At 39.1% G+C, this 19796-nt stretch carries 21 protein-coding genes; 3 read left to right on the top strand and 18 right to left on the bottom strand.

The annotated features are described in order from the left end of the window. Window positions 1-159: 159 nt before the first annotated feature. From BK583_RS10770 to BK583_RS10760, 3 genes are all read right to left on the bottom strand, one after another. Window positions 160-996: a carbohydrate ABC transporter permease gene (locus BK583_RS10770; protein WP_038479893.1), complete on the bottom strand. Its 837-nt coding sequence runs from the start codon at window positions 994-996 to the stop codon at window positions 160-162. Further along, window positions 996-1847, bottom strand: a complete 852-nt coding sequence (locus BK583_RS10765; RefSeq protein WP_078440139.1) for a carbohydrate ABC transporter permease — start codon at window positions 1845-1847, stop codon at window positions 996-998. Before BK583_RS10765 ends, BK583_RS10770 begins: the two co-directional genes overlap by 1 nt. Window positions 1848-1921: 74 nt before the next feature. Continuing rightward, window positions 1922-3190, bottom strand: a complete 1269-nt coding sequence (locus BK583_RS10760) for an ABC transporter substrate-binding protein (protein ID WP_078440138.1) — start codon at window positions 3188-3190, stop codon at window positions 1922-1924. A 270-nt stretch (window positions 3191-3460) separates the two neighbouring features. On the opposite strand from BK583_RS10760, the gene BK583_RS10755 reads away from it, so the two are divergent. The 3 genes from BK583_RS10755 (at window position 3461) to BK583_RS10745 (ending at window position 6588) form a co-directional block, all read left to right on the top strand. Continuing rightward, entirely contained in the window at window positions 3461-4498 is a 1038-nt protein-coding gene (locus BK583_RS10755; protein WP_078440137.1) for a LacI family DNA-binding transcriptional regulator, read from the top strand. A 148-nt stretch (window positions 4499-4646) separates the two neighbouring features. Next, complete coding sequence (locus BK583_RS10750; RefSeq protein WP_078440136.1) at window positions 4647-5639, top strand: Gfo/Idh/MocA family protein; 993 nt, start codon at window positions 4647-4649, stop codon at window positions 5637-5639. A 4-nt stretch (window positions 5640-5643) separates the two neighbouring features. Continuing rightward, the gene (locus BK583_RS10745; RefSeq protein WP_078440135.1) at window positions 5644-6588 is read left to right on the top strand and encodes an aldo/keto reductase; all 945 of its coding nucleotides are present in this window, start codon (window positions 5644-5646) and stop codon (window positions 6586-6588) included. Window positions 6589-6656: 68 nt separating this feature from the next. Here the strand turns inward: BK583_RS10745 and BK583_RS10740 are convergent, their stop codons facing one another. The 15 genes from BK583_RS10740 to BK583_RS10670 all read right to left on the bottom strand — a co-directional run bounded on the left by BK583_RS10740 (window position 6657) and on the right by BK583_RS10670 (window position 19785). After that, window positions 6657-6848 carry a hypothetical protein gene (locus BK583_RS10740; RefSeq protein WP_038479909.1) on the bottom strand — a complete coding sequence of 64 codons (192 nt, stop codon included), beginning with the start codon at window positions 6846-6848 and terminating at the stop codon, window positions 6657-6659. Continuing rightward, on the bottom strand, window positions 6845-7927 hold the full coding sequence (locus BK583_RS10735) for a Rap family tetratricopeptide repeat protein (RefSeq protein WP_078440134.1): 1083 nt from the start codon (window positions 7925-7927) through the stop codon (window positions 6845-6847). Before BK583_RS10735 ends, BK583_RS10740 begins: the two co-directional genes overlap by 4 nt. A 204-nt stretch (window positions 7928-8131) precedes the next feature. Continuing rightward, window positions 8132-9454: a TRAP transporter large permease gene (locus tag BK583_RS10730; RefSeq protein WP_078440133.1), complete on the bottom strand. Its 1323-nt coding sequence runs from the start codon at window positions 9452-9454 to the stop codon at window positions 8132-8134. Then, window positions 9455-9964, bottom strand: a complete 510-nt coding sequence (locus tag BK583_RS10725; RefSeq protein WP_078440132.1) for a TRAP transporter small permease — start codon at window positions 9962-9964, stop codon at window positions 9455-9457. Next, the gene (locus BK583_RS10720) at window positions 9961-10992 is read right to left on the bottom strand and encodes a DctP family TRAP transporter solute-binding subunit (protein WP_078440131.1); all 1032 of its coding nucleotides are present in this window, start codon (window positions 10990-10992) and stop codon (window positions 9961-9963) included. The genes BK583_RS10725 and BK583_RS10720 overlap by 4 nt, the downstream gene beginning before the upstream one ends. Before the next feature lie 110 nt (window positions 10993-11102). Further along, window positions 11103-12443 (bottom strand): FAD-binding oxidoreductase, encoded by a 1341-nt coding sequence (locus BK583_RS10715; RefSeq protein ID WP_078440310.1) that lies wholly within the window; start codon window positions 12441-12443, stop codon window positions 11103-11105. 29 nt (window positions 12444-12472) lie between these two features. Continuing rightward, on the bottom strand, window positions 12473-12802 hold the full coding sequence (locus BK583_RS10710; RefSeq protein WP_038479921.1) for a Zn-ribbon domain-containing OB-fold protein: 330 nt from the start codon (window positions 12800-12802) through the stop codon (window positions 12473-12475). After that, on the bottom strand, window positions 12802-13941 hold the full coding sequence (locus BK583_RS10705; protein WP_078440130.1) for a thiolase C-terminal domain-containing protein: 1140 nt from the start codon (window positions 13939-13941) through the stop codon (window positions 12802-12804). Before BK583_RS10705 ends, BK583_RS10710 begins: the two co-directional genes overlap by 1 nt. After that, entirely contained in the window at window positions 13938-15422 is a 1485-nt protein-coding gene (locus BK583_RS10700; RefSeq protein ID WP_078440129.1) for a class I adenylate-forming enzyme family protein, read from the bottom strand. The genes BK583_RS10705 and BK583_RS10700 overlap by 4 nt, the downstream gene beginning before the upstream one ends. A gap of 13 nt (window positions 15423-15435) precedes the next feature. Further along, a complete protein-coding gene (locus tag BK583_RS10695; RefSeq protein ID WP_078440128.1) occupies window positions 15436-15903 on the bottom strand; it encodes a PPC domain-containing DNA-binding protein in 468 nt (155 codons plus the stop codon). Between the two features lie 21 nt (window positions 15904-15924). Further along, window positions 15925-16698 (bottom strand): SDR family NAD(P)-dependent oxidoreductase, encoded by a 774-nt coding sequence (locus tag BK583_RS10690; protein WP_078440127.1) that lies wholly within the window; start codon window positions 16696-16698, stop codon window positions 15925-15927. 37 nt (window positions 16699-16735) lie between these two features. After that, window positions 16736-17488 (bottom strand): IclR family transcriptional regulator, encoded by a 753-nt coding sequence (locus BK583_RS10685; protein WP_169836824.1) that lies wholly within the window; start codon window positions 17486-17488, stop codon window positions 16736-16738. 169 nt (window positions 17489-17657) lie between these two features. Further along, window positions 17658-18107 carry a hypothetical protein gene (locus BK583_RS10680; RefSeq protein WP_078440125.1) on the bottom strand — a complete coding sequence of 150 codons (450 nt, stop codon included), beginning with the start codon at window positions 18105-18107 and terminating at the stop codon, window positions 17658-17660. Then, the gene (locus BK583_RS10675; RefSeq protein ID WP_038485650.1) at window positions 18104-18895 is read right to left on the bottom strand and encodes a DUF3100 domain-containing protein; all 792 of its coding nucleotides are present in this window, start codon (window positions 18893-18895) and stop codon (window positions 18104-18106) included. Before BK583_RS10675 ends, BK583_RS10680 begins: the two co-directional genes overlap by 4 nt. An 11-nt stretch (window positions 18896-18906) precedes the next feature. After that, window positions 18907-19785, bottom strand: coding sequence for an NAD(P)-dependent oxidoreductase (locus BK583_RS10670; protein WP_078440124.1), 879 nt, complete (start codon window positions 19783-19785; stop codon window positions 18907-18909). Window positions 19786-19796: the final 11 nt, after the last annotated feature.

Here is a 19796-nt window from a genome sequence, read left to right as displayed (position 1 = left end):
ACCTAAATGGAGTATAAACGGAAACAATCAAAGTGTTAATAGCTTTTACCAGACAATAAGTGTACAATTCAATTGTGAAAAACTATACGCAGATTCCAGCAGTACTATTATGAACAAAAAAAGAGAATAACATGAATGGTTATTCTCTAAACGTGAATCTTATTTTAAAGCACTTCCTAGCATGCCAGAAATAAAGTGCTTTTGCATAGCTAAGAAAAAGATCAGAATTGGTACAGTTGCTATTGTAATACCCATCATAACTTGACCGTAATCCGTATACGATACCCCGCTTAACGTTGAAAGGGCTACTGGAAATGTATACATATCAGGTGTTCGAATGGCGATAAGGGGCCACATGAAATTGTTCCATTGAAACATAAAGAGGAAAATGGATGTGGCTGCTAAAGCTGGCTTCATGGATGGTAATACGATCTGCATAAAAATTCTCCATTCCCCTGCTCCATCTAAGCGTGCTGATTCTAATAACTCTGTAGGAAAAGATAAAAAATTTTGTCGCATCAGAAAAATGGCAAATGGATAGCAAAGTTGAGGCGCAATTAATGCAAAATACGTATTTAATAAATTGAAGTTAGCCATCATTTGAAATAAAGGAATTAATGTAGCTTGATACGGTATCATCATGGATAGCAAAAACACTGTAAAAATAACATTTCGCCCTTTAAAAGTAAATTTTGCAAAGGCGTAAGCGGCTGTGGTACTTATCGCTAATGCAAGCACAACGTATAAGCTTGCCACTACTAGTGAATTAAATAATACCCGCCAAATGCCTACATTCTGATCTAAGTTTCTTAAGTTCTCCATAAAGTGACTGCCAGGTATAAACGTCGGTGGACTTGAAAACATGGAAGAAGATGGGTTGGTCGCACCGATGAACATCCAATAAAATGGAAATACTGAAATCACTAAAAAGACGAGTAAAAAACCATACATGCTTACTTTACCTAACAAATGTTTCCGTCCCGTTTTTGTTTTCATTATTTATCACCTGTTACTTTAAATTGAATAATAGATAGAACAGCCACAAGCATGACAACTACATAGGCAACTGCACTTGCATAGTTAAAATCAAAATATTCAAATCCATTTTCATAAATGTACAAGCCTAACGTCATCGTGGAGTTAGCTGGGCCCCCACCTGTAAGATTGAATGGTTCATCAAATAATTGAAGCGTACCAATTGTTGATAAAATCCCAGTAAACAAAATGACTGGCTTTAAACTTGGAATCGTAATGGAAAAGAACTGTCTAATTTTCCCTGCACCATCCATTTTAGCTGCTTCATACATTTCATGGGGAATATTTTGCAAAGCAGCAAGGTAAATAATCATGTTGTAACCCGTCCACCTCCATGTCATAGCAAGCACAATGGAAATCTTCGCCCATGTTCCATCTGTTAACCAAGGAATGGCGGACATTCCGAGATTTGTAAACAGTTCATTAATAAGCCCATTATCTTGTAGTAAAACTGAAAATAATAGTGAATAGGCAACTAGCGACGTGACGGCTGGTAAAAAGAACGAAACTCGAAAGAAGCCCTTTAGGCGTAACAACTGGCTATTTAACACATTTGCCAAGATCATTGATAAAAGTAGCATGAACGGCACTTGTAAAATGAAAATAATAAATGTATTTACGAGGGCCGTCTGAAAGATCGAATCATGAATCAGTCGTATGTAATTGTCAAATCCAGTAAAGACATAGCTTCCACCTTCAAATTTTTGAAAGCTAAGCACGATGGAAGCAGCAATGGGATAAGCTGTAAAAAGTAAAAACAAAATAACCGCTGGTGCTAAAAATACATAAGGGGTTGCCTTAGATCGGTTCATGACACAGCCCTCTTTCTTTAAAATCGGTGAAGCAACGTACAGGACTTCACCGATTCCTGTTTTTATAAGATCATTTAATTCATTCTGTTTTGTAATTGTTGTTCGGCTCGTGTCATTACATCTGTTACGTCCGCTCCATTCGCTGCATCAGATTGCGCCGTTTCCGTTTCATCTCGAGCGATGGAATAATTTCCTGTATAATTCACAGAAGGAATATCTTCCATCATACTTGAAAAGAGCTCCCAAATGGCCTGATCTCCAAAGTAACCAATTGGAGAAGTGAATACGTCATTGTCGTAAATGGTATTAAGAGAAGGAAATAACCCATTCTCCATTGCCGTTAATTGGACATCATCAGAAGTAGAGAAATACTCCATAAACTCATAGGCAAGTTCAGGATTAGCCGTTTGTGCTGAGATCATGTAATTGCTTCCTCCTAAGTTAGAAGCCCGATTGCCGCCTGCTTCCATTGCTGGCAATGGAAACACTCCCCATTGTCCTTCTAAATCTGGCGCCTGCTCCGTTAACGAACCGGTTAACCATGCCCCAGTTGGCGCAGTAGCAACCTGACCATTCGCCAAGCCTGATAACCATGCATCCCAACCGACTAAATTCTCATTTAACCCTTCTTGATGTAATCGCTGAATCACTTCCATCGCTTTAATCGACTCATCAGACGCTAGAGCAACTTCTTCATTGTCATCAAAATAAAATGTACCTTGCTGATTTAACATCATTCGGTAAACACCATCATCATTACTGATGTCAATACCAGTTAATGCTACATCTAGCTCGTCCCGCAATGTATGACCTGCTTCAATAAAATCATCCCAAGTTTCAATTTCGTCTGCATGAATACCAGCTTCTTCAAACAAGTCCGTTCGATAAAAGACACCAGCAGGACCCGCATCAAAAGGAAAGCCGTACACTCCCCCGTCAACGTTCAATAATTCCGTTTTAAAAGCAGGAAATTTATCATTGTGATTCTCTTCAAAATCATACTCAGAAATGTCTAAAAAGGCATCTTTGAAATTTGAAAGATAACCTTGAACGCGATCATCTTCAACGAGCATAATATCAGGTAAACCCTCTCCATTTGCCTGAAGCCCTGTTGTAATACGCTGATAAACATCCGGTGTTCCTACTTCAATAATTTCTAGTTCAAAATCTGGATGATCTTCTTTAAATTGAGCAGCTGCTTCTTCAAGTACTGGAATATTAATGTTCCAAGCCCACGCGGTTAAGGTTTGATCATCAGAGGTTCCGCTGCTACCTGAACCTCCACAAGCGGATAAAGAAACAAGCGCTACTAGTGATGATGCATATAGTAAGTTTTTTTTCATGTTCATGCTCCTCTCAATATGTATGACGCATTCATGCTTTTGGTATCGCTTACAATTACAGCTAACCCACTCTTTTTTTGAACTATTCAAGTATTCAACCGAAAGAAACCGGTTTCAGTTAACTTTAAAAAAGAAACTCTTTTTTGTCAACAAGCAATTTTGACACTTTGATGATTTCCGTTTTAAGTGAAAAATGGAGCTTCACTTTGACTACACTCGCAAACAATTCTATACTTCTAATAGAAAAATGAAAAAGGGAAGCGATAACGAATGTTGAAGAAAGACGGTGTTACAATTTACCGGATTGCCAAAGAAGCAAATGTTTCGCCTGCCACTGTATCGAGAGTCTTAACTGGAAGCGCAAATGTTAGGGAGCCAGCTAAATCTAGAGTCTTAGCGTTAATTAATAAATATAATTTTAAGCCGAATGTGATGGCACAAAGCTTATATTTAAAACAATCAAAAATGCTAGGTATTATTTTGCCAGATATTGATCATCCCTTCTATTCTATGATTGTTAAAGAGCTTGAAAGACAAGCCCTCGAAAAAGGTTATACGTGTTTATTGTGCAATTCCATGCAAAATTTCACCATAGAGCAAGCGTATTTGGACAATCTGATTTCCCGTCAAGTTGATGGCATTGTTTTTCTAGGTGGTCGCATTAACCAAACCCACCCCACCGAAGAACTTCGAGCAGGAATGATCGACGCACTAAAACATGTACCGATTTTTTTTGTTAATGGAAAAATGGATGGTGTGGACGCCCATACAATCCGTACAGATGAAGCAAGTGGTGTGCGACGTTTACTTGAGCTACTTACTCACCATGGGCATGAAGCGATTGGCTTATTAGGTGGGGAGATAGGGGTTTCGTCTACTGATGAGAAAGTGAGTGTTTTTCGAGAAACGATGCTAGAAAAAGGATTAATCTTTAAAGAAGATTGGATTCATAGTAGCGGTTATAGCATAGAGGCTGGAGAAAAAGATGCCACACATCTCATTCACCTTGATCATCGACCAACAGCCGTCTTATGTATGAATGATTTTGTAGCCATTGGAGCCATCAAACAGTTCAAAAAGTTTGGTTTGAAAGTTCCTGGTGATATTTCTGTAACGGGGTTTGATGATACGTATTTAGCTGAACACTTCCCTCCTGGTGTTACATCTGTTAATCAAAACTACCAGATGCTAGCAAAGAAAACAATCGAGACATTAATTGGTTTGATTGCACACGAAGAACAAGAGAAAGAGGCGATCGTCCCAACGTATGTGACAGTAAGAAACTCATGTGATGAATGGCAACACTAACTCCTTTTTAATGTGTTGTCATTCTTCAAGCTTTCTTTTTAAAAAATGACTTTTAAACATTGACAAAAGTGCAAATTCGATATACCTTTATTTGAAACCGGTTTCTTTTCAAAGGGTAAAGTAGATAGTACGTAAAAGGAGATGACTAATGGTGTCAAAACAATTAACTTGGGGTATTCTTGGAACCGCTACCATCGCAAAACAATCAATGATTCCAGGTATCTTGGAATCCAGCACAGGATCTATTGGAGCTATAGCAAGTCGATCTCTTGATAAAGCTCAAGCATTCGCTTCAGAATTTTCTATTCCTACAGCATATGGGTCCTATGAAGAATTAGTAGCAGATCCCTCTATAGATGCTGTGTACATACCGTTGCCAAACCATTTGCATAAAGAGTGGGTCATTCGTTCGGCTAAAGCGAAGAAACATGTTCTATGCGAAAAACCAATCTCTTTGAATCAATCAGAGCTTGAGGAAATGAAACGTGTATGTGAAGAAAACAATGTATTATTACTAGATGCGTTTATGTATCGCTACCAAGAGCGCTATACACATATTAAAAACCATATTAAAAATGGGGACATTGGTGATTTAAGAGGGATTAGAAGCTCCTTCTCGTTTAATAATGCTGGAGCTCTTGATAATTTTCGGATGAAAAAAGAATTTGGTGGAGGTAGTTTGTACGATATTGGTGTCTATCCACTTAGTTTAGCACGTATGATATTTGAAGAAGAACCAGAGGCTATTACGGTTCACTCTTATTCACCTGATTCTCATAACGGTGTTGATATGTCAGCGGCAGGTTTGGTTGAATTTAACAACGGACGCTTTCTAACATTTGATTGTGGCATGTGGGCAGCCTACCGTAATGATGCTGAAATTCTTGGTTCTACAGGTCGCATTCTTATTCCCGATCCTTTTACAGGTGGTTTAGAAGGATTTCAACTTATTCAAGGGAGTGAACAACGTCAAATTGATGTAGAAGATACAAATCATTACGCGAAGCAAGCCGATTATTTTGCTCATGTTGTATGGGGTGAAACGGCCAATCGCTTTGGCATTGAAGATTCTCTTGCAAATATGCGTTTACTTGATGGAGCGCTTGCATCACAAGAAAAACGGGAAAGAGTGGTGTTGTAAAACAATGTTAAAAACAATTCAATTAGAGGGATTATCTTCCCCTGTATCCTCTCTCATTATGGGATCTGATTATTTTACCCCTGAGAATCAGGAAACAGCTAGTCAAATGATAGAAAACTATTTACGTATCGGTGGCAATACAATTGATACAGCGTTTATTTACAGTGGCGGATTAAGTGAACAAGCGATCGGAAACTGGCTGGATAATGGAAACCGAGAACGTGTTAATATTTGGACAAAAGGTGGGCACCCGAACCAAAATGGCCACACCATTACGAAAGCAGAACTAAAAGAACAGCTTAAAATAAGTCTTGATCGATTAAAAACCGATCATGTTGAGCTATATGCCCTCCATCGGGATGATCCTTCTGTTCCTGTTGGTCACATTTTAGAATGGCTGAATGAGTTTATTGAAGACGGTTACATCTCTACTTTTGGTGGATCGAATTGGGAGACTTCTCGTTTAGAGGAAGCAAACGATTATGCATCAACACATGGTTTACGCGGCTTTTCGTTTTCAAGTCCAAATTTAAGTCTGGCAAAGGCAAAAGAAGCTTATTGGCCAGGGTGCATTAGCTTAGATGCTTCCGACATTAAATGGCACCAGCAATCAACGATTCCTGTACTCTCATGGTCCTCACAAGCAAGAGGTTTTTTTACAGGTCGCTTTGATCGAAACGATTTTTCTAACGAAGACCTTGTACGTGTTTTTTATAATGATGACAATTGGAAACGATTTGATCGTGCAGCAGAGTTAGCGGAAAAGAAAGGCGTAACGACTATTGAAATTGCACTTGCTTATGTATTAAATCAATCATTTCCAACAGCTGCTATTATCGGCCCTCAAAATAAAGAGGAAATGGTATCATGCGCGCAAGGAGCAAGTATTATATTATCAAAAGACGAAATTAATTGGCTTAACTTAGACGTACCTACACCCTCTTCTTGATGCTTTAGAAAGATAAATGACAATCAAAAAGGTACAAAAGGATAAAAGATCCTTTTGTACCTTTTTCTCTAAAATTCTTGTTTTGGTGAGGACTGAGAATGAACATGGTCATATTCAAATTCTTGTTTTGGAGGAGATTTAACATCTGCACTGTAAAACCCGAATTCTTGTTTCGGACTGGCCTCAACCCCTGCTGATGGAAGTGTCAAAGATGCTACGATGAAAAAAGATGCAAAAACGATGGACATTTTTCTCTTCACGTTTGATCAACTCCTAGTATAATTCGTTTTCTTGACATTTCGAGTGCGTACTCAGAAAACAATAAAGCTGTTTCGAACTTATTTTGCTGCTTAAAGTGATTCGCTATTTCCTCGCCAAGCTCTTGGCAATCAAAGTAGTTCTCTTCTGATTCCAGTTTTCGTAAGCCTTGCTGTATCAAGAGTATATCATCAGTAAGATATAATCCGCGACAAATGAAGCATTTAGCTACTATCTCTTCTGATTGATACTGTTTGGCTTTAGCCTCTAATTCTTCTAGGCCACCTTTGTATTGCCCTGTTCTCATGTACAAATGAGTTAAATGATACTCTGCTTTTAAGGCTAAAGGCGATGTAACGAAGGCTTCGTAAGTAAGTGCTTCTTTAAAATAGCGTATCGCTTCATCAAATCGTGTTAACATAATGCGGTTTGCACCCATATTATATAAATTCAATGCATACGTGTATGTGAATGGTACAGATGCTTTTAAAATCTCGTCATAAAGACGCTCCGCTTCATCATAACGTCTTAGCTCCGTATTAATAGCAGCTAATACTTGTTTACACGTGATTTCATTCAATCGATACGTGTCATGCTTTTCAAAAAACTCTAATGCTTGTTCCATATAGGAAAAAGCAAATGTATATTGATCAATCCGATAATAACTGATACCTAACTTTTGATAGAACTCTGCTTTTTCTGCAGAATCATTGACTTTTTCAATTAAACGTTCTGCTATTTTATACGTTCGAATAGCTGATTTATAACGTCCATGCATAAACTCTGCTTGACCAGAAACGTAATAATACATAAACCGTAAGTAATCATCTATTTCCACACAAACATCGTATAGGCTGTCTTCATCGACACTAGCACCTTGTTCGTGTTTATTTCGTAATAATTGAAAGCGGAAATCAATTAACTGATAATAGGCCAACATTTTGTCATCAGGCTCCATTTGTTTAACGAGAGCCTCTACATCACTTTTTAATTCCTTTGCAGATTGAAGATCACCGCTAATCATACAACTATGCCACTGCACTAAACTTTCTCCAACGAGCTCTGCAGATAAGACGCTCACCATCATCCCTCTTTTCAAATTAGTTAAACGATTTATAAATAGTTTACGATTTTTATAATAGGAAATATACCCTTTTAGTAAAGGTACACGAATCTTCCATAATTTTATAGTACTTTATTTAAACCCGTTTAGCGTCTAACTTGTTTAAAAAAGGCAAAAAACGCCTTCTTAAGGCGTCTAAACGAATTACGGTTCTCTAAAAAGCTATACCCCTAGTAAATCTGGTAACGCATTTGAGAATATTGGAAAATACATCACGAGTACTAGTACAATAATGCTAGCCACTAAATAGGGCCCTATACCTTTAACGATGCTTTCTGAAGATATGCCAGAGATACTGCTTGCCACAAACAAATTTAAACCGACAGGTGGTGTAAATAGACCAATGGCAAGACCAACTGTCATCATAACACCAATGGTGGTTGGATCGACACCCACTTCAAGTAGGACAGGCATCAGTAATGGTATGAATATATAAAACGCAGAAATGGTATCAATAAAAGCTCCGACAAGTAACAAAATCACTGCAACAAGAAGTAATAGAAGTAAGGGGTTTGTTGTTATTTCCAAAATACTTGTTGTTAAAGTTGCAGCCACTCGTTGAGTTGTAATGATATAAGAGAACAAAGAGGCAACACCAATGATAAGCATGATAACCGCTGATTGAACAGAAGCATCCACTACTATTTTCGGAATGTGTTTCCATTTCAACTCCCGGTAGAAAAAGAAACCGACAACGAGAGAATAAAACACGGCCACAACGGCTGCTTCTGTTGGAGTGAACATACCAGAATAAATGCCACCTAATATAATAATAGGAATCATTAGACCTAATAATGCTTTTAAAAAAGCTTTCATGACCTCTATAGCTGGTGCTTTTTCAATTGTCACAGCCGCTTCTCCACTATCCAAATGACGTTTTTGGTTCCTTTTATTTACGATCATACTTGCTATGAGTAAACTTATAGCAAGCAACACCCCAGGTATAATTCCTGCGATAAACAATCGTCCAATTGAAATGCTAATAATATCACTCGCAATAACGCCAAAGATAATAAACGCAATACTTGGCGGTAGAATAATGCCCAACGAACCGGCACTAGCCACCAATGCAGAGGCAGAGTTTGCTTTGAATCCGTTCTTTACTAAGGCTGGAATTAAGATAGTCCCCATTGCTGCAACAGTGGCAGGACCTGAACCTGAAATGGCTGAAAAGAAAAACGCTGCTACAATTGTCACAATAACAATGCCATTTTTTCGATGCCCGAATGCTAAGTAGGCAAAATCAATCAAACGACTTGAAATGCCTGAGTAGCCCATAATCACACCCGCTAATACAAAAAATGGAATCGCTAACAACGTAAAGGACGAAATAGAAGAATACATAATGCTAGGTAATAACGCGAGAGAGGCCATGCCTGAATCAATAAGTAATACGATGACGGCTGCAATGCCAAGAGCAAACGCTACCGGCAGATTCATAAAGATGAGAAGGAAAAAAAGAACAAACATGATCACTGTTAACATTTACATCTTCATCTCCTTTGAATCTACTTCAGTTTTTGGAAGAGGTAGCTGATGATTTTTCTTTAATCGAATCATCATTACTTCAACTGTTCGTATCATACATAATAGTGAGCCTAAAGGAATCGCCCCTGTAAATATCCATTGTGGAATGGTTAATGCTGGTGTTACTCTGCCTCGTTCCATTTGATTCAACACAAGTTCCATACCAAAAATAAACGTTAATGATAAAAAGAATAACATGAGCAGACTAGTCAAGATTACAAGAACTCGTTGAATTGTTGGATTGAATTTGGTGAAAAAATAGTGAAATCCAAAGTGAGCTTGGCGTTTTATAGCAATGGAAGCACCAACAAATGTAGCTAATACAAATAAGTTAATGGTAATCTCTTCTGCAAAAGCAAAAGATGTATCAAAGAAGTATCTTGAGAGGACGTTAGCAAATGTAATACATGCCATCCCCGCCATGGCAACCATTACAATGGTATTCTCTATGTATGCTACGAATTTCACCGTTCATCGACCTCGCTCCCATTTGCTTCTTTTAAAAACGTATCTAGCTGTGCATCTCCCCAAATCTCTCTAAAATGATCATACACATTTTGCGAACTCTCTCTGAATTGTTCGATTTCTTCATCCGTCGGATAATAGATTTCCATTCCTTTATCCTTTAGTTCGGTAATTTGAGCCTCTTCTTTCTGACGTGTTAGGCGAATTTGATACTCATTTGCCTCCTTTGCAACTTTTTTTATGAGCTCCTGATCTGATTGGGATAACGAGTCAAATAAGTCTTTATTCATACCAAAAACAAGTGCATCATACACGTAGTTCCACATCGTCATGTACTGCTGTACTTCTATTAAACCTGCGGAGTAGGTAACGTCTACAGGATTTTCTTGACCATCAATCGTTCCTTGTTGTAGCGCTGTATACACTTCCGAAAACGCCATTGTAATAGGGTCTGCTGACTGACTCCGGTAAAGATTCGTAAAAACCCCCATACTCGGTACGCGAATTTTTAAATGATCGAGATCTTCAGGAGTCCGTATGGGACGAGAATCATTTGTAATTTGTCTAAAGCCACTCTCTCCAAAACCAAGAGGCTCTACCCCTCTCTCCCTTAGCATTTGATTCAGAATCTCCCCACTCTCACCATTCAATACGCGCTCTGCATCACTAAAGTCATTGATTAGAAAAGGAGCACTTAGAACTCCAAATCTAGGATCAATTCCCGCATAGATAATACTAGAGTTGTAAGAGAAATCTTTTAATCCATCCATTAGCTGTTCCACTCCAGCTTCAGGGTTTCCAGCAGATAATTGTTCATTCGTATAAACATCTACTATAAACCGCCCATTGCTTTCCCTTTCTAGATCCTCAGCAAACTTTATTGCTCCTTCATACCACGTTGAACCTGGTCCCACCGTTACCGTCATGTTCCATTCGTAGCGTTCTTCATTCATTGATGCATTCGTTGTGCACCCTCCTAAACCAATGAAAAAAAGCAAAATTAAGCTTTTGTTTATGAGTTGTTTAACCATCTCAACCTCCTTTTTCTAGCAATTATTTAAGCGCTTACATTATTGCCGATCTCCGGCAGGAGACTAAAACGAGTTCCTTCTCTAATAAGAGAACTATTTTTACGAAACAGTTATATGAAAATATTCTTATTAGGATTAAACAAATTAGTTGGGTCCAGAGCACGCTTAATCGACTTCATCACATCTAATGCGTCGCCATGCTCCTCTTCTAAATATTTCACTTTCCCCACACCTACTCCGTGTTCGCCTGTGCATGTTCCATTAACATGTAAGGCAAAACGAACGATTTTTTCGTTATATGCAGCTACATTGTCTAGCTCATTTGAATCTTGTGGGTCGACTAAAAGTAAAGCATGGAAATTGCCATCGCCTACATGGCCGACAATGCCTGCTTCAATATGATGTTCAACAGCCGTTATTTGTGCATGTTTAATGGCCTCAGCAAGGCTTGAAAGAGGGACACAGACATCTGTCACCATTAATTTCTTTCTTGGTTCACTATGTGAAAAGGCGTATGCCACATTGTGTCGTGCATGCCATAATGCGCTTCGTTCAGCATTGTCTTTAGCATAATGAAATTCAGTGCTATTGTAGTCATTCATGATGCTTTCGCAGAACGCCAGATCATGCTGAACCGATTGTGGATTACCATGGAATTCTAAAAATAACGTAGGGCTTAAAGGAAATTGTGTCTCATTATGCTGATTCACTTTCATCATGGATATCTCGTCAATTAGTTCAATTCTGGCAATAGGGATTCCAGCTTGTAAAACAGCTGTGACTGAAGAAACAGCGTCGTGAAGTGATGGAAACTGTACACGACCAGCGACAATCTTTTCTGGGATGCCATAGACCTTTAACGTCATTTCTGTATAACAACCGAGTGTCCCCTCAGCTCCGACAAATAAGTTCGTTAAATCATAGCCAGACGATGATTTAACGGCTCGGTTTCCTGTATGAATAACCGTTCCATCAGCCAAAACGACTTCAAGATCTCTCACTTGATCTCTCATTACACCATATTTGACCGAATTTGTTCCACTTGCATTTGTTGAGGTCATTCCCCCAACAGTTGCATTTGCGCCTGGATCCACAGAGAAAAACAAGCCGTATTTCTTTAATTCCTGGTTCAGTTGATCACGGGTGACACCAGGCTGTACGGTCACTAACAGATCTTCAGGATCAATGGACAGAATCGCATTCATTTGGCTAAAATCAATCACAACTCCTTTTTCATAGGGAATGACATGCCCTTCTAAACTTGTACCCAAACCATATGGATATATTTTTTCATTAAAACGTGCGGCTAGTTTTACGATGGAACGAACATCCTCTTTAGACTGAGGATAGACAACAACGTCTGGCAAGGATGGCTGGTGATAAGATTCGTCACTACTATGAAGTGAGCGCTGTGTTTCATTAAAATAGACGTTTTCCTTACCTAGCTCCATCACCAATTTTTCTATAAACGGGGTTGATTTTAGTGTTCCCACGATACGTCCTCCTTTTTTGTTAGATAAGATCCGTCTGTTATATCCACTATACGAACATTGTCCCCAATCTTAATCGTAGTGTCGGTGCATCTAGCTGACAATCGCACACCTTTGCGTATGTCTATTAACACAATAACATAGGGAGAAAGGGCTTTCAGTTTCTCTGGAGCCGCGTAAATCGTTGTATGAGAATAGACAATTCCTTTTCCATCTATTTGTTCTTCAACGTGCTTGTCACTTAAACAGTTTGAACAATAGAGCTTTTGCTCTAGCCATACATGCTGACAATCAAGACATGCGTAGAGAGGAATGTTCATTATGCACCTTCCTTTTTAAAGAGATGAACGAGTGAATAAGCACCTGTACCACCTAAATTTTGTGCTAAACCAATCCGCGCTCGTTCCACTTGATTGCAAGCTTCCCCCCTTAATTGGCTTATAATTTGCACAATTTGAGCAATACCCGTTGCTCCGATAGGATGACCTTTAGACAGTAAGCCACCGCTTGTATTTACAGGAATGTTCCCTCCATGTTCGGTTAGTTGCTTTTCAATTGCTTCAAACCCTGTACCTTTCTCAAAAAAACCAAGTTCTTCGATTGCGATAATCTCAGTCATTGAAAAGCAATCGTGCAATTCAACCACATCTACATCTTTCGGTTCAATCGATGCTTGTTCATATGCTTGTGTTGCTGCCTCATACGTAGCTGGTATCCGTGTTAGGTCGTTCACTTCTTGCATTATGGGTGTGCCTGATGCTTGACCTGAAGCAATGACCTCAACTCCGTTTTTCGTATTACCCTCAATGACTACAGCTGCAGCCCCATCTGTTATTGGGGAGCAGTCAAATAAACCAAGAGGATCTGTAATCATTCGAGCATTCATAATTTCTTCTAATGTTATCTTCGTATTAAATTGCGAAAGCGGATTATGCAGTGCATAATGTCTGTTTTTGCGCGCAACCATGGCTAAGTGCGCTTTTGTTGCTCCGTATTGATACATATAGCGATTGGCTACGACACCGAAATAACCCGGAAACGTTAATCCCGTTTTTGACTCCATTGTGCTATTATCCATAGCATAATTAATCGCTGTGATGACATGATTCGTATGAATATGAGTCATTTTCTCTCCACCAACAACAAGGACCGTTTTGTACTCTTCTGCTTTTAGTAATTGATAGGCTTGACGAAACGCGATTCCACCTGAAGCGCATGCTCCTTCTGTTTTCATGGAGGGAATAGTTCCGAAACCTAATTCAGATACAAGGATGCTTCCTAAAATTTCTTGCTGTTCTAAAGGTCCTCCCATAAAATTTCCAACAATAATGGCGTCAATCTTTGGCCTACCCGCATCAATTATCGCTTGGCGAGATGCTTTTAAAAGCAAGGCTTTCAATGAGTCATTGCTTTTCCCAAACGGCGTCATTCCTATACCGGTTACAGCAACACGAGTCATCCTTTCACACCCTCTTCATAGGACTTTTTTAATTCTCTTCTTAAGATCTTTCCATAAGGGCTTTTTGGTAAAGATGGAACAATTTCTATATATGCCGGTTTTTTATAACTTGCCATATGCTCCTTACAGTGAGATACGAGCTGACTTTCTTCCACAGTCATGTTGTTTTTTAAAACAACATGAGCATAAACGGACTCACCCCACTTCTCATTCTCGACACCAAAGACACAAGCCTCTTTTACTGCTTTATGAAGATTAAGTGCTTCTTCCACCTCTCTAGGGTAAATGTTCATACCACCACTAATAATGACATCGTTTTTCCGATCAATTAAATGCAAATGCCCAAAAGGATCGATCCAACCTAAATCCCCTGTATAAAACCAACCATCTTTTATAGCATTGCTTGTTGCCTCTTCATTTGCCCAGTATTTATCCATTACTAAAGGTCCTTTACATGTAATTTCTCCAACTTTACCTTGATGAACTTCATTTCCATCTTCATCACGGAGAATCATTTCCACCATTGGACCAACTGCACCACACGATGATAGGTAATGTGGAAGTTTGTGTTTTGGCATAATCGTAATGGCCATCGGCGCTTCCACCAACCCGTAAGTCTCAGCGAATATTGGACCCAGTTTGTCAAGAGCCACTTGTAATTTTTCAGAAGCGATTGGTGCTCCTGCCATATTGATTGATTTTAGAAAACGTAGCTTTCTAGGTTCAAAAGATTCCTCTTGAATCATTAAATTAACGATAGTCGGAACCATAAATATGGTTGTTACTCGCTCTTTTTCAAGCTGATCTACAATAAATTTCGAATCGAATTTGTCAAAAACGACTTGCTTTAGTCCAAAGAAAAGAGCACATTGCGCTAAGAAATTACTACCGTGAGTTAATGGGGCAACGTGACCAATGGTATCCTCATAACCCAGCTCGCATGCCATTATGAGTGATTGTGCAGAAGCGATAATAGCACGATGAGATAATACAGCTCCTTTAGGTCTACCTGTCGTTCCCGATGTATACATAATAGCAAAAGCATCTGTATCTATGACAGAACAATCTGGGTATTCAGAATCGGCGTTTGCTAAAAAGGATTTATAGTCGTTTTCGAACGTAACCCGATCTCCTGTGAAGTTAATAGTTTTTAATAAGGAGATTTCACCGATAACTAAATTCGCCTTGGCGTTCTCTAAAATAAATTGTATCTCTTTTGGATGAAGCTTTGTATTAATGGGTACTTTAATCAGTCCTGTCATGGCTACAGCAAGATCAATGACAATATGTTCGACTCGATTTGCTGATAAGATGCCAATTCGGTCTCCCTTTTGGAAGCCTCTAGATAGTAAAGCCGAAGCTAGTTGACATGCCTCTTCTTTTAGCTGTTGATACGTTAATTCACGTCGTTTATCAACAACAGCTATTTTTTCTGCATATTGGGTACATGTTTTTTTTATTATCTGTGAAAGCGTTATCAAAAAAGCGCCTCCCTTATGTAGATTTAGAAGTAAATGAGATGGTTTTATAATTTAAAGCAGCATTGTATTTACGTACGGCTGTTACATCATGTGAGTAGATGATTGTAAATTCGACAGTTATACAAACTTTATTAAAGCCTCTTAAAAAATGACCAGCATGAATACTTCCATCCATACGCTCGACAATACCGTGTAAATGCATATCAAGCTCGCCGCTCTCATCTTGACAAATAAATCCAGTCGCTTGGATTAACTCGACAGGCTCATCAATCATGAAAGGTTCCGCATAACCGTCTGGTTTATTTTTTTCATTTACTTTAAAGACAGTAAATCCAGTTGTATCTAAGGAACCAATACACGTAACCATTCCTGAATGAATGTGTTTTTCTTTACAAATGGCAAGGATGCCGTCCATTAAATCTTCTGCAACATCTAATGATCCATATACGACTTGATTGTTCATCGTTACTTGACTACTCATACGTGTATCCTCCCCCTATTGTTAGCCAATAGCAGAACCTCCACAAACTTTTAGAACTTCTCCTGTGACATAATCTGAATATGAAGAAGCAAAGTATACTACGGCACCGGCAATATCCTCTGGGTTTCCCATACGATTAATGACTTGATTACTTAAAGGATAATCAAGATCCTTTGTAATTTCGGTTTTGATTGGTCCTGGTGCAATACTATTACATGTAATGCCAAGTTCACCGACTTCTTTCGCAATCCATTTTGTTAACGCGATGACTCCGCCTTTAGAAGCAGCATAAGCAGGACCAGATCGGGCAGATTTTTTTCCATTGTTATAGGACAAAGGGCCACCCATAATACCTGAAATAGAACTGACATTAATAATTTTTCCGTAGCCTTGCCTTTTCATATAAGGATAAATAGCTGCTTTTGACATAAGGAACGTTCCACGTAAATTGGTATTAATGTCTCGATCCCACATCTCCTCTGTCATCTGTTCAAGGTCTAATCTTGAGCATGTACCTGCATTATTGACAACGACATCAATTGATCCAAACCGATCATAAACGTCTTTCATTAATTGTTCAATCATTTCACCATTTTTCACATCAAGACTTACACTCATCACTTCACTTTTGCTACTTTCTTGAAGCTGCTTTACTGTTTCTGCTGTCTCCTCACAATTTAATAGATCCACTAATACAACATGAGCACCTTCTTTTGCAAGTGCGATGGCAGAAGCCGCTCCAATTCCTCTCGATGCACCTGTAATGATTGCAACTTTTCCTAACAATGCCGCCATGCTTGTCATCCTCCACTGTCACGTATTGGTTGGACATCTAATCACTCCAACCAAGTGTGTATGATATTTTTTTTGCATAATTGACTAATTGATTAATGGTTGCTTCGGTCTTCTCGGGATCTAACCGCATTTCTACACCTGCAACACTTAATGCAGCTACCACCGTACCTGACGAATCATAAATGGGTGCTGCCATCCCCTTTAAACCAATCAAATATTCTTGATTATCAATGGCATACCCTTGCTTCCTAATTAACGCTAACTCGTCGAGTAATGGTTGTTTTTCTGTAATCGTGTTATTCGTCTTTTTCTCAAGCTGCACTGTACGTAGATACGTTTCTAGAAGCGATTCATTTAAATGTGCTAAAAATAGTTTGCCTGAAGCAACCGTATAAGAAGGCACTCGATCTCCAGGACCTAATACGATTCGAACGGTCTGCGAGCTTTCTACTTTCGATAAGTAGGATACAGAAAAATTGTGGAAAGTCGAGATTAGCACACTCTCGCCTGATTCCTTCGCAAGCGCTTCCAAAAAAGGACGTGAATCACCAACAAGGTCGTAATGATTTTCGGCCATTTTTCCTAAATCAATAAACTTATAAGACATTCGATACTTATTAGTAGGCAACTTTTCAACTATACCACTTTCAAGTAATGTAACTAAAAACCTGTGTAACGTGGTTTGGTTAAGCCCTAGCCCTCTAGCTAATTCAGTTGCTGTTTGCGGCTCTTCACAAAGCGATTCAATAATATCAAATGCCTTACCTAAACTTTTGTTTTGATACTGCATCGTCCACACTCTTTTCAAATAGTGAAAACATATTTTCTTTATATGAAAACCATAATACATAATGAATTATCTGTCAATATAAATATTCTGATTTATTGAAGAGCTAAAAAGCTTGTCAACATGAAGTTCACAAGCTTTGTTCATTTTTTATTGTGGCAATGTAGAGTTACTAAATAATCCCTTGAAAGGTTAGTACTATTTGTGCGATCACGGCAGAACCAATCAACGTTCCAAATAACACACAAGTTGAAACGATCATGGCTCTCCACCCCATGGAAACGAAGTCTGTCCATGAACGACCGATTGCAATTCCAGCATAGGCTAAAATCGGTGTAGCAATGGAAAGCAAATTAATTTCGTTTGTGAAGGCACTAACACTTTCTCCCCAAGGCGTTTGAGGTAGTGATGCAATGATTCCAATAGCAATGACATACACCACACTGGGAACGTTAATCGGGATAAGCTTATTTAATAATTGCCCAAGCCCTGCAATAACAATTAAAATAAGCATGCCTGCCATAGATTGTAGCGAAACCATTCCGTCTCCGATGACATTACCGACGTAAGCGACCGAGCCAACTACAAACATTAAAAGAAAGTATTCATGCAGATTTTTCATTCTTTTCCCTCTCCGCCTTTCCATTTTCTGAAGACTGTATAAAGTTTCTCGGTCATTGGTAATGCGATAAACATACTGACAAATAAGCCTGTAGAATAAGTTAGTAAATTACTGGCTCCAGCAAAGGCAACAATTTGTGGTTCTAGTTCCGGGTAAAGACCAACAAGCGATCCAACAGCAGCTGCCATCATACTTCCACTTCCAACGCCAGCCGCCATCGCGAGGCTTAGTGGGTGAAGAGGCGTAAAGCTTGCTAAAAAACCAGCAATTAACCCATAAAACATGGCACCAAATACTGTCCCAAAGATATAAACTGTGGTTACTCCTTTTCCTTCAGGTGATTCAAATCCGTATTTGTCATAGATTAACCCAAGATTCGGCTCTCGACCAACAGAGTGGGTCATGCCAATGGCTTCCCGCTTCATATTAAACAGTAATACTGCGATTGGCAGAGCTAAAAAAATAGTACCGAAATTTCCCACCTCTTGTAGCAATAGGGCTGGACCTGCGGCAATTAAATCTGCTAGACCAGGTCCAATCGTTACACCAATTTTTGCTATAAGCAGGGTTACACTTAACGTAATAATTGGTTCAGCATGTTTGGATTGTTTTTCTTTCACTAGAGGTGTGAAGAAAAGAAGTAAACCTATTACAATAGCAAACAACATAGGGAGTAGCATAATAACACCAGGACCGATCTCGATACGAATGGTACCAATAGTTTCTGCAATAAGGACGACTCCTAGCACTAATAGGTGAAGTCGCCAATCTTTAATAAGGTCCATCATGGCCAATCAACCTACCTCCTTACTTCGTTTGCAATAAGTGAATAAACAGCAGTTGAATCCAATGAAGCTTTTTTTTGTTGCAATGCCAGGCGATAAAGCTGACTTACAATTGAAGATACAGGCTGTGGGGTAGTCGATTGATTCGATAGTTTCATGTAAAGTTCAAGATCTTTCGCCATGTGTGCCAACGAGAATAAGACGTTATCAAAGGATTCGTCTTTTAAGTTCTCACCAAACACTTCCATAGCACGGGAATGTCCTGAACTTGCCTCTAATACAGAAAATAATGTTGAGGCTTCTACCCCTTGCCCCTCTGCTACAACCATTGTTTCACTAAGCAAGCTAATCATGCCTGCAACAATCATATTATTGCAAAGCTTAACCGTCTGACCTGCTCCAGATGAACCTATATAACGAATCTCTTCACCGATTACTTTTAAATAGGGCAAAGCAGCTTCATAGGCTTCTTTCTTTCCACCGACCATCACCGTCAATGTGCCAGCTTGAGCTCCAGCTGGTCCACCACTAACTGGACAATCAAGAAAATGAACGCCATACGCACTTGCTTCTTGCTGTAGGTTTTTCGCTGTATCCGTGTCCGACGTCCCTACATCAAATACAAAAGTGTCTGAGGAAAGATGAGCAAAAAGTCCGTCTTTTCCACTTAAACTATCAACAAGAAGCTTTGGCGTTGGTAGTGAAAGAAAAACCGCACGAACATCTGCTGCAAATGCCTTTGTACTCGAAACAAAGTGAGCACCTAACGATTCTAACTCCTTTTGGGCCTTACACATTGGGTCACTTACATAAACTGTATAATTAGCTGCTAGCAAGTTTTTCACCATACCAGCACCCATTGCACCACAACCAATCATTCCAATAGCTGTCATGTTCTTCCTCC

It is taken from the genome of Shouchella oshimensis (assembly GCF_002019765.1).
In the GTDB taxonomy this organism is placed as follows: domain Bacteria; phylum Bacillota; class Bacilli; order Bacillales; family Bacillaceae_D; genus Shouchella; species Shouchella oshimensis.
This window is presented reverse-complemented; position numbering and strand designations above follow the sequence as displayed.

What these genes read in the sequence shown, in the direction of transcription:
- BK583_RS10760 (WP_078440138.1), bottom strand. Translation starts at nt 3,190, where the DNA reads ATGAAAAAAAACTTACTATATGCATCATCACTAGTAGCGCTTGTTTCT.
- BK583_RS10765 (WP_078440139.1), bottom strand. Translation starts at nt 1,847, where the DNA reads ATGAACCGATCTAAGGCAACCCCTTATGTATTTTTAGCACCAGCGGTT.
- BK583_RS10720 (WP_078440131.1), bottom strand. Translation starts at nt 10,992, where the DNA reads ATGGTTAAACAACTCATAAACAAAAGCTTAATTTTGCTTTTTTTCATT.
- BK583_RS10710 (WP_038479921.1), bottom strand. Translation starts at nt 12,802, where the DNA reads ATGAACATTCCTCTCTACGCATGTCTTGATTGTCAGCATGTATGGCTA.
- BK583_RS10680 (WP_078440125.1), bottom strand. Translation starts at nt 18,107, where the DNA reads ATGAAAAATCTGCATGAATACTTTCTTTTAATGTTTGTAGTTGGCTCG.
- BK583_RS10715 (WP_078440310.1), bottom strand. Translation starts at nt 12,443, where the DNA reads ATGGAGCTAGGTAAGGAAAACGTCTATTTTAATGAAACACAGCGCTCA.
- BK583_RS10675 (WP_038485650.1), bottom strand. Translation starts at nt 18,895, where the DNA reads ATGATGGACCTTATTAAAGATTGGCGACTTCACCTATTAGTGCTAGGA.
- BK583_RS10670 (WP_078440124.1), bottom strand. Translation starts at nt 19,785, where the DNA reads ATGACAGCTATTGGAATGATTGGTTGTGGTGCAATGGGTGCTGGTATG.
- BK583_RS10755 (WP_078440137.1), top strand. Translation starts at nt 3,461, where the DNA reads ATGTTGAAGAAAGACGGTGTTACAATTTACCGGATTGCCAAAGAAGCA.
- BK583_RS10730 (WP_078440133.1), bottom strand. Translation starts at nt 9,454, where the DNA reads ATGTTAACAGTGATCATGTTTGTTCTTTTTTTCCTTCTCATCTTTATG.
- BK583_RS10770 (WP_038479893.1), bottom strand. Translation starts at nt 996, where the DNA reads ATGAAAACAAAAACGGGACGGAAACATTTGTTAGGTAAAGTAAGCATG.
- BK583_RS10685 (WP_169836824.1), bottom strand. Translation starts at nt 17,488, where the DNA reads ATGCAGTATCAAAACAAAAGTTTAGGTAAGGCATTTGATATTATTGAA.
- BK583_RS10690 (WP_078440127.1), bottom strand. Translation starts at nt 16,698, where the DNA reads ATGGCGGCATTGTTAGGAAAAGTTGCAATCATTACAGGTGCATCGAGA.
- BK583_RS10695 (WP_078440128.1), bottom strand. Translation starts at nt 15,903, where the DNA reads ATGAGTAGTCAAGTAACGATGAACAATCAAGTCGTATATGGATCATTA.
- BK583_RS10705 (WP_078440130.1), bottom strand. Translation starts at nt 13,941, where the DNA reads ATGACTCGTGTTGCTGTAACCGGTATAGGAATGACGCCGTTTGGGAAA.
- BK583_RS10745 (WP_078440135.1), top strand. Translation starts at nt 5,644, where the DNA reads ATGTTAAAAACAATTCAATTAGAGGGATTATCTTCCCCTGTATCCTCT.
- BK583_RS10750 (WP_078440136.1), top strand. Translation starts at nt 4,647, where the DNA reads ATGGTGTCAAAACAATTAACTTGGGGTATTCTTGGAACCGCTACCATC.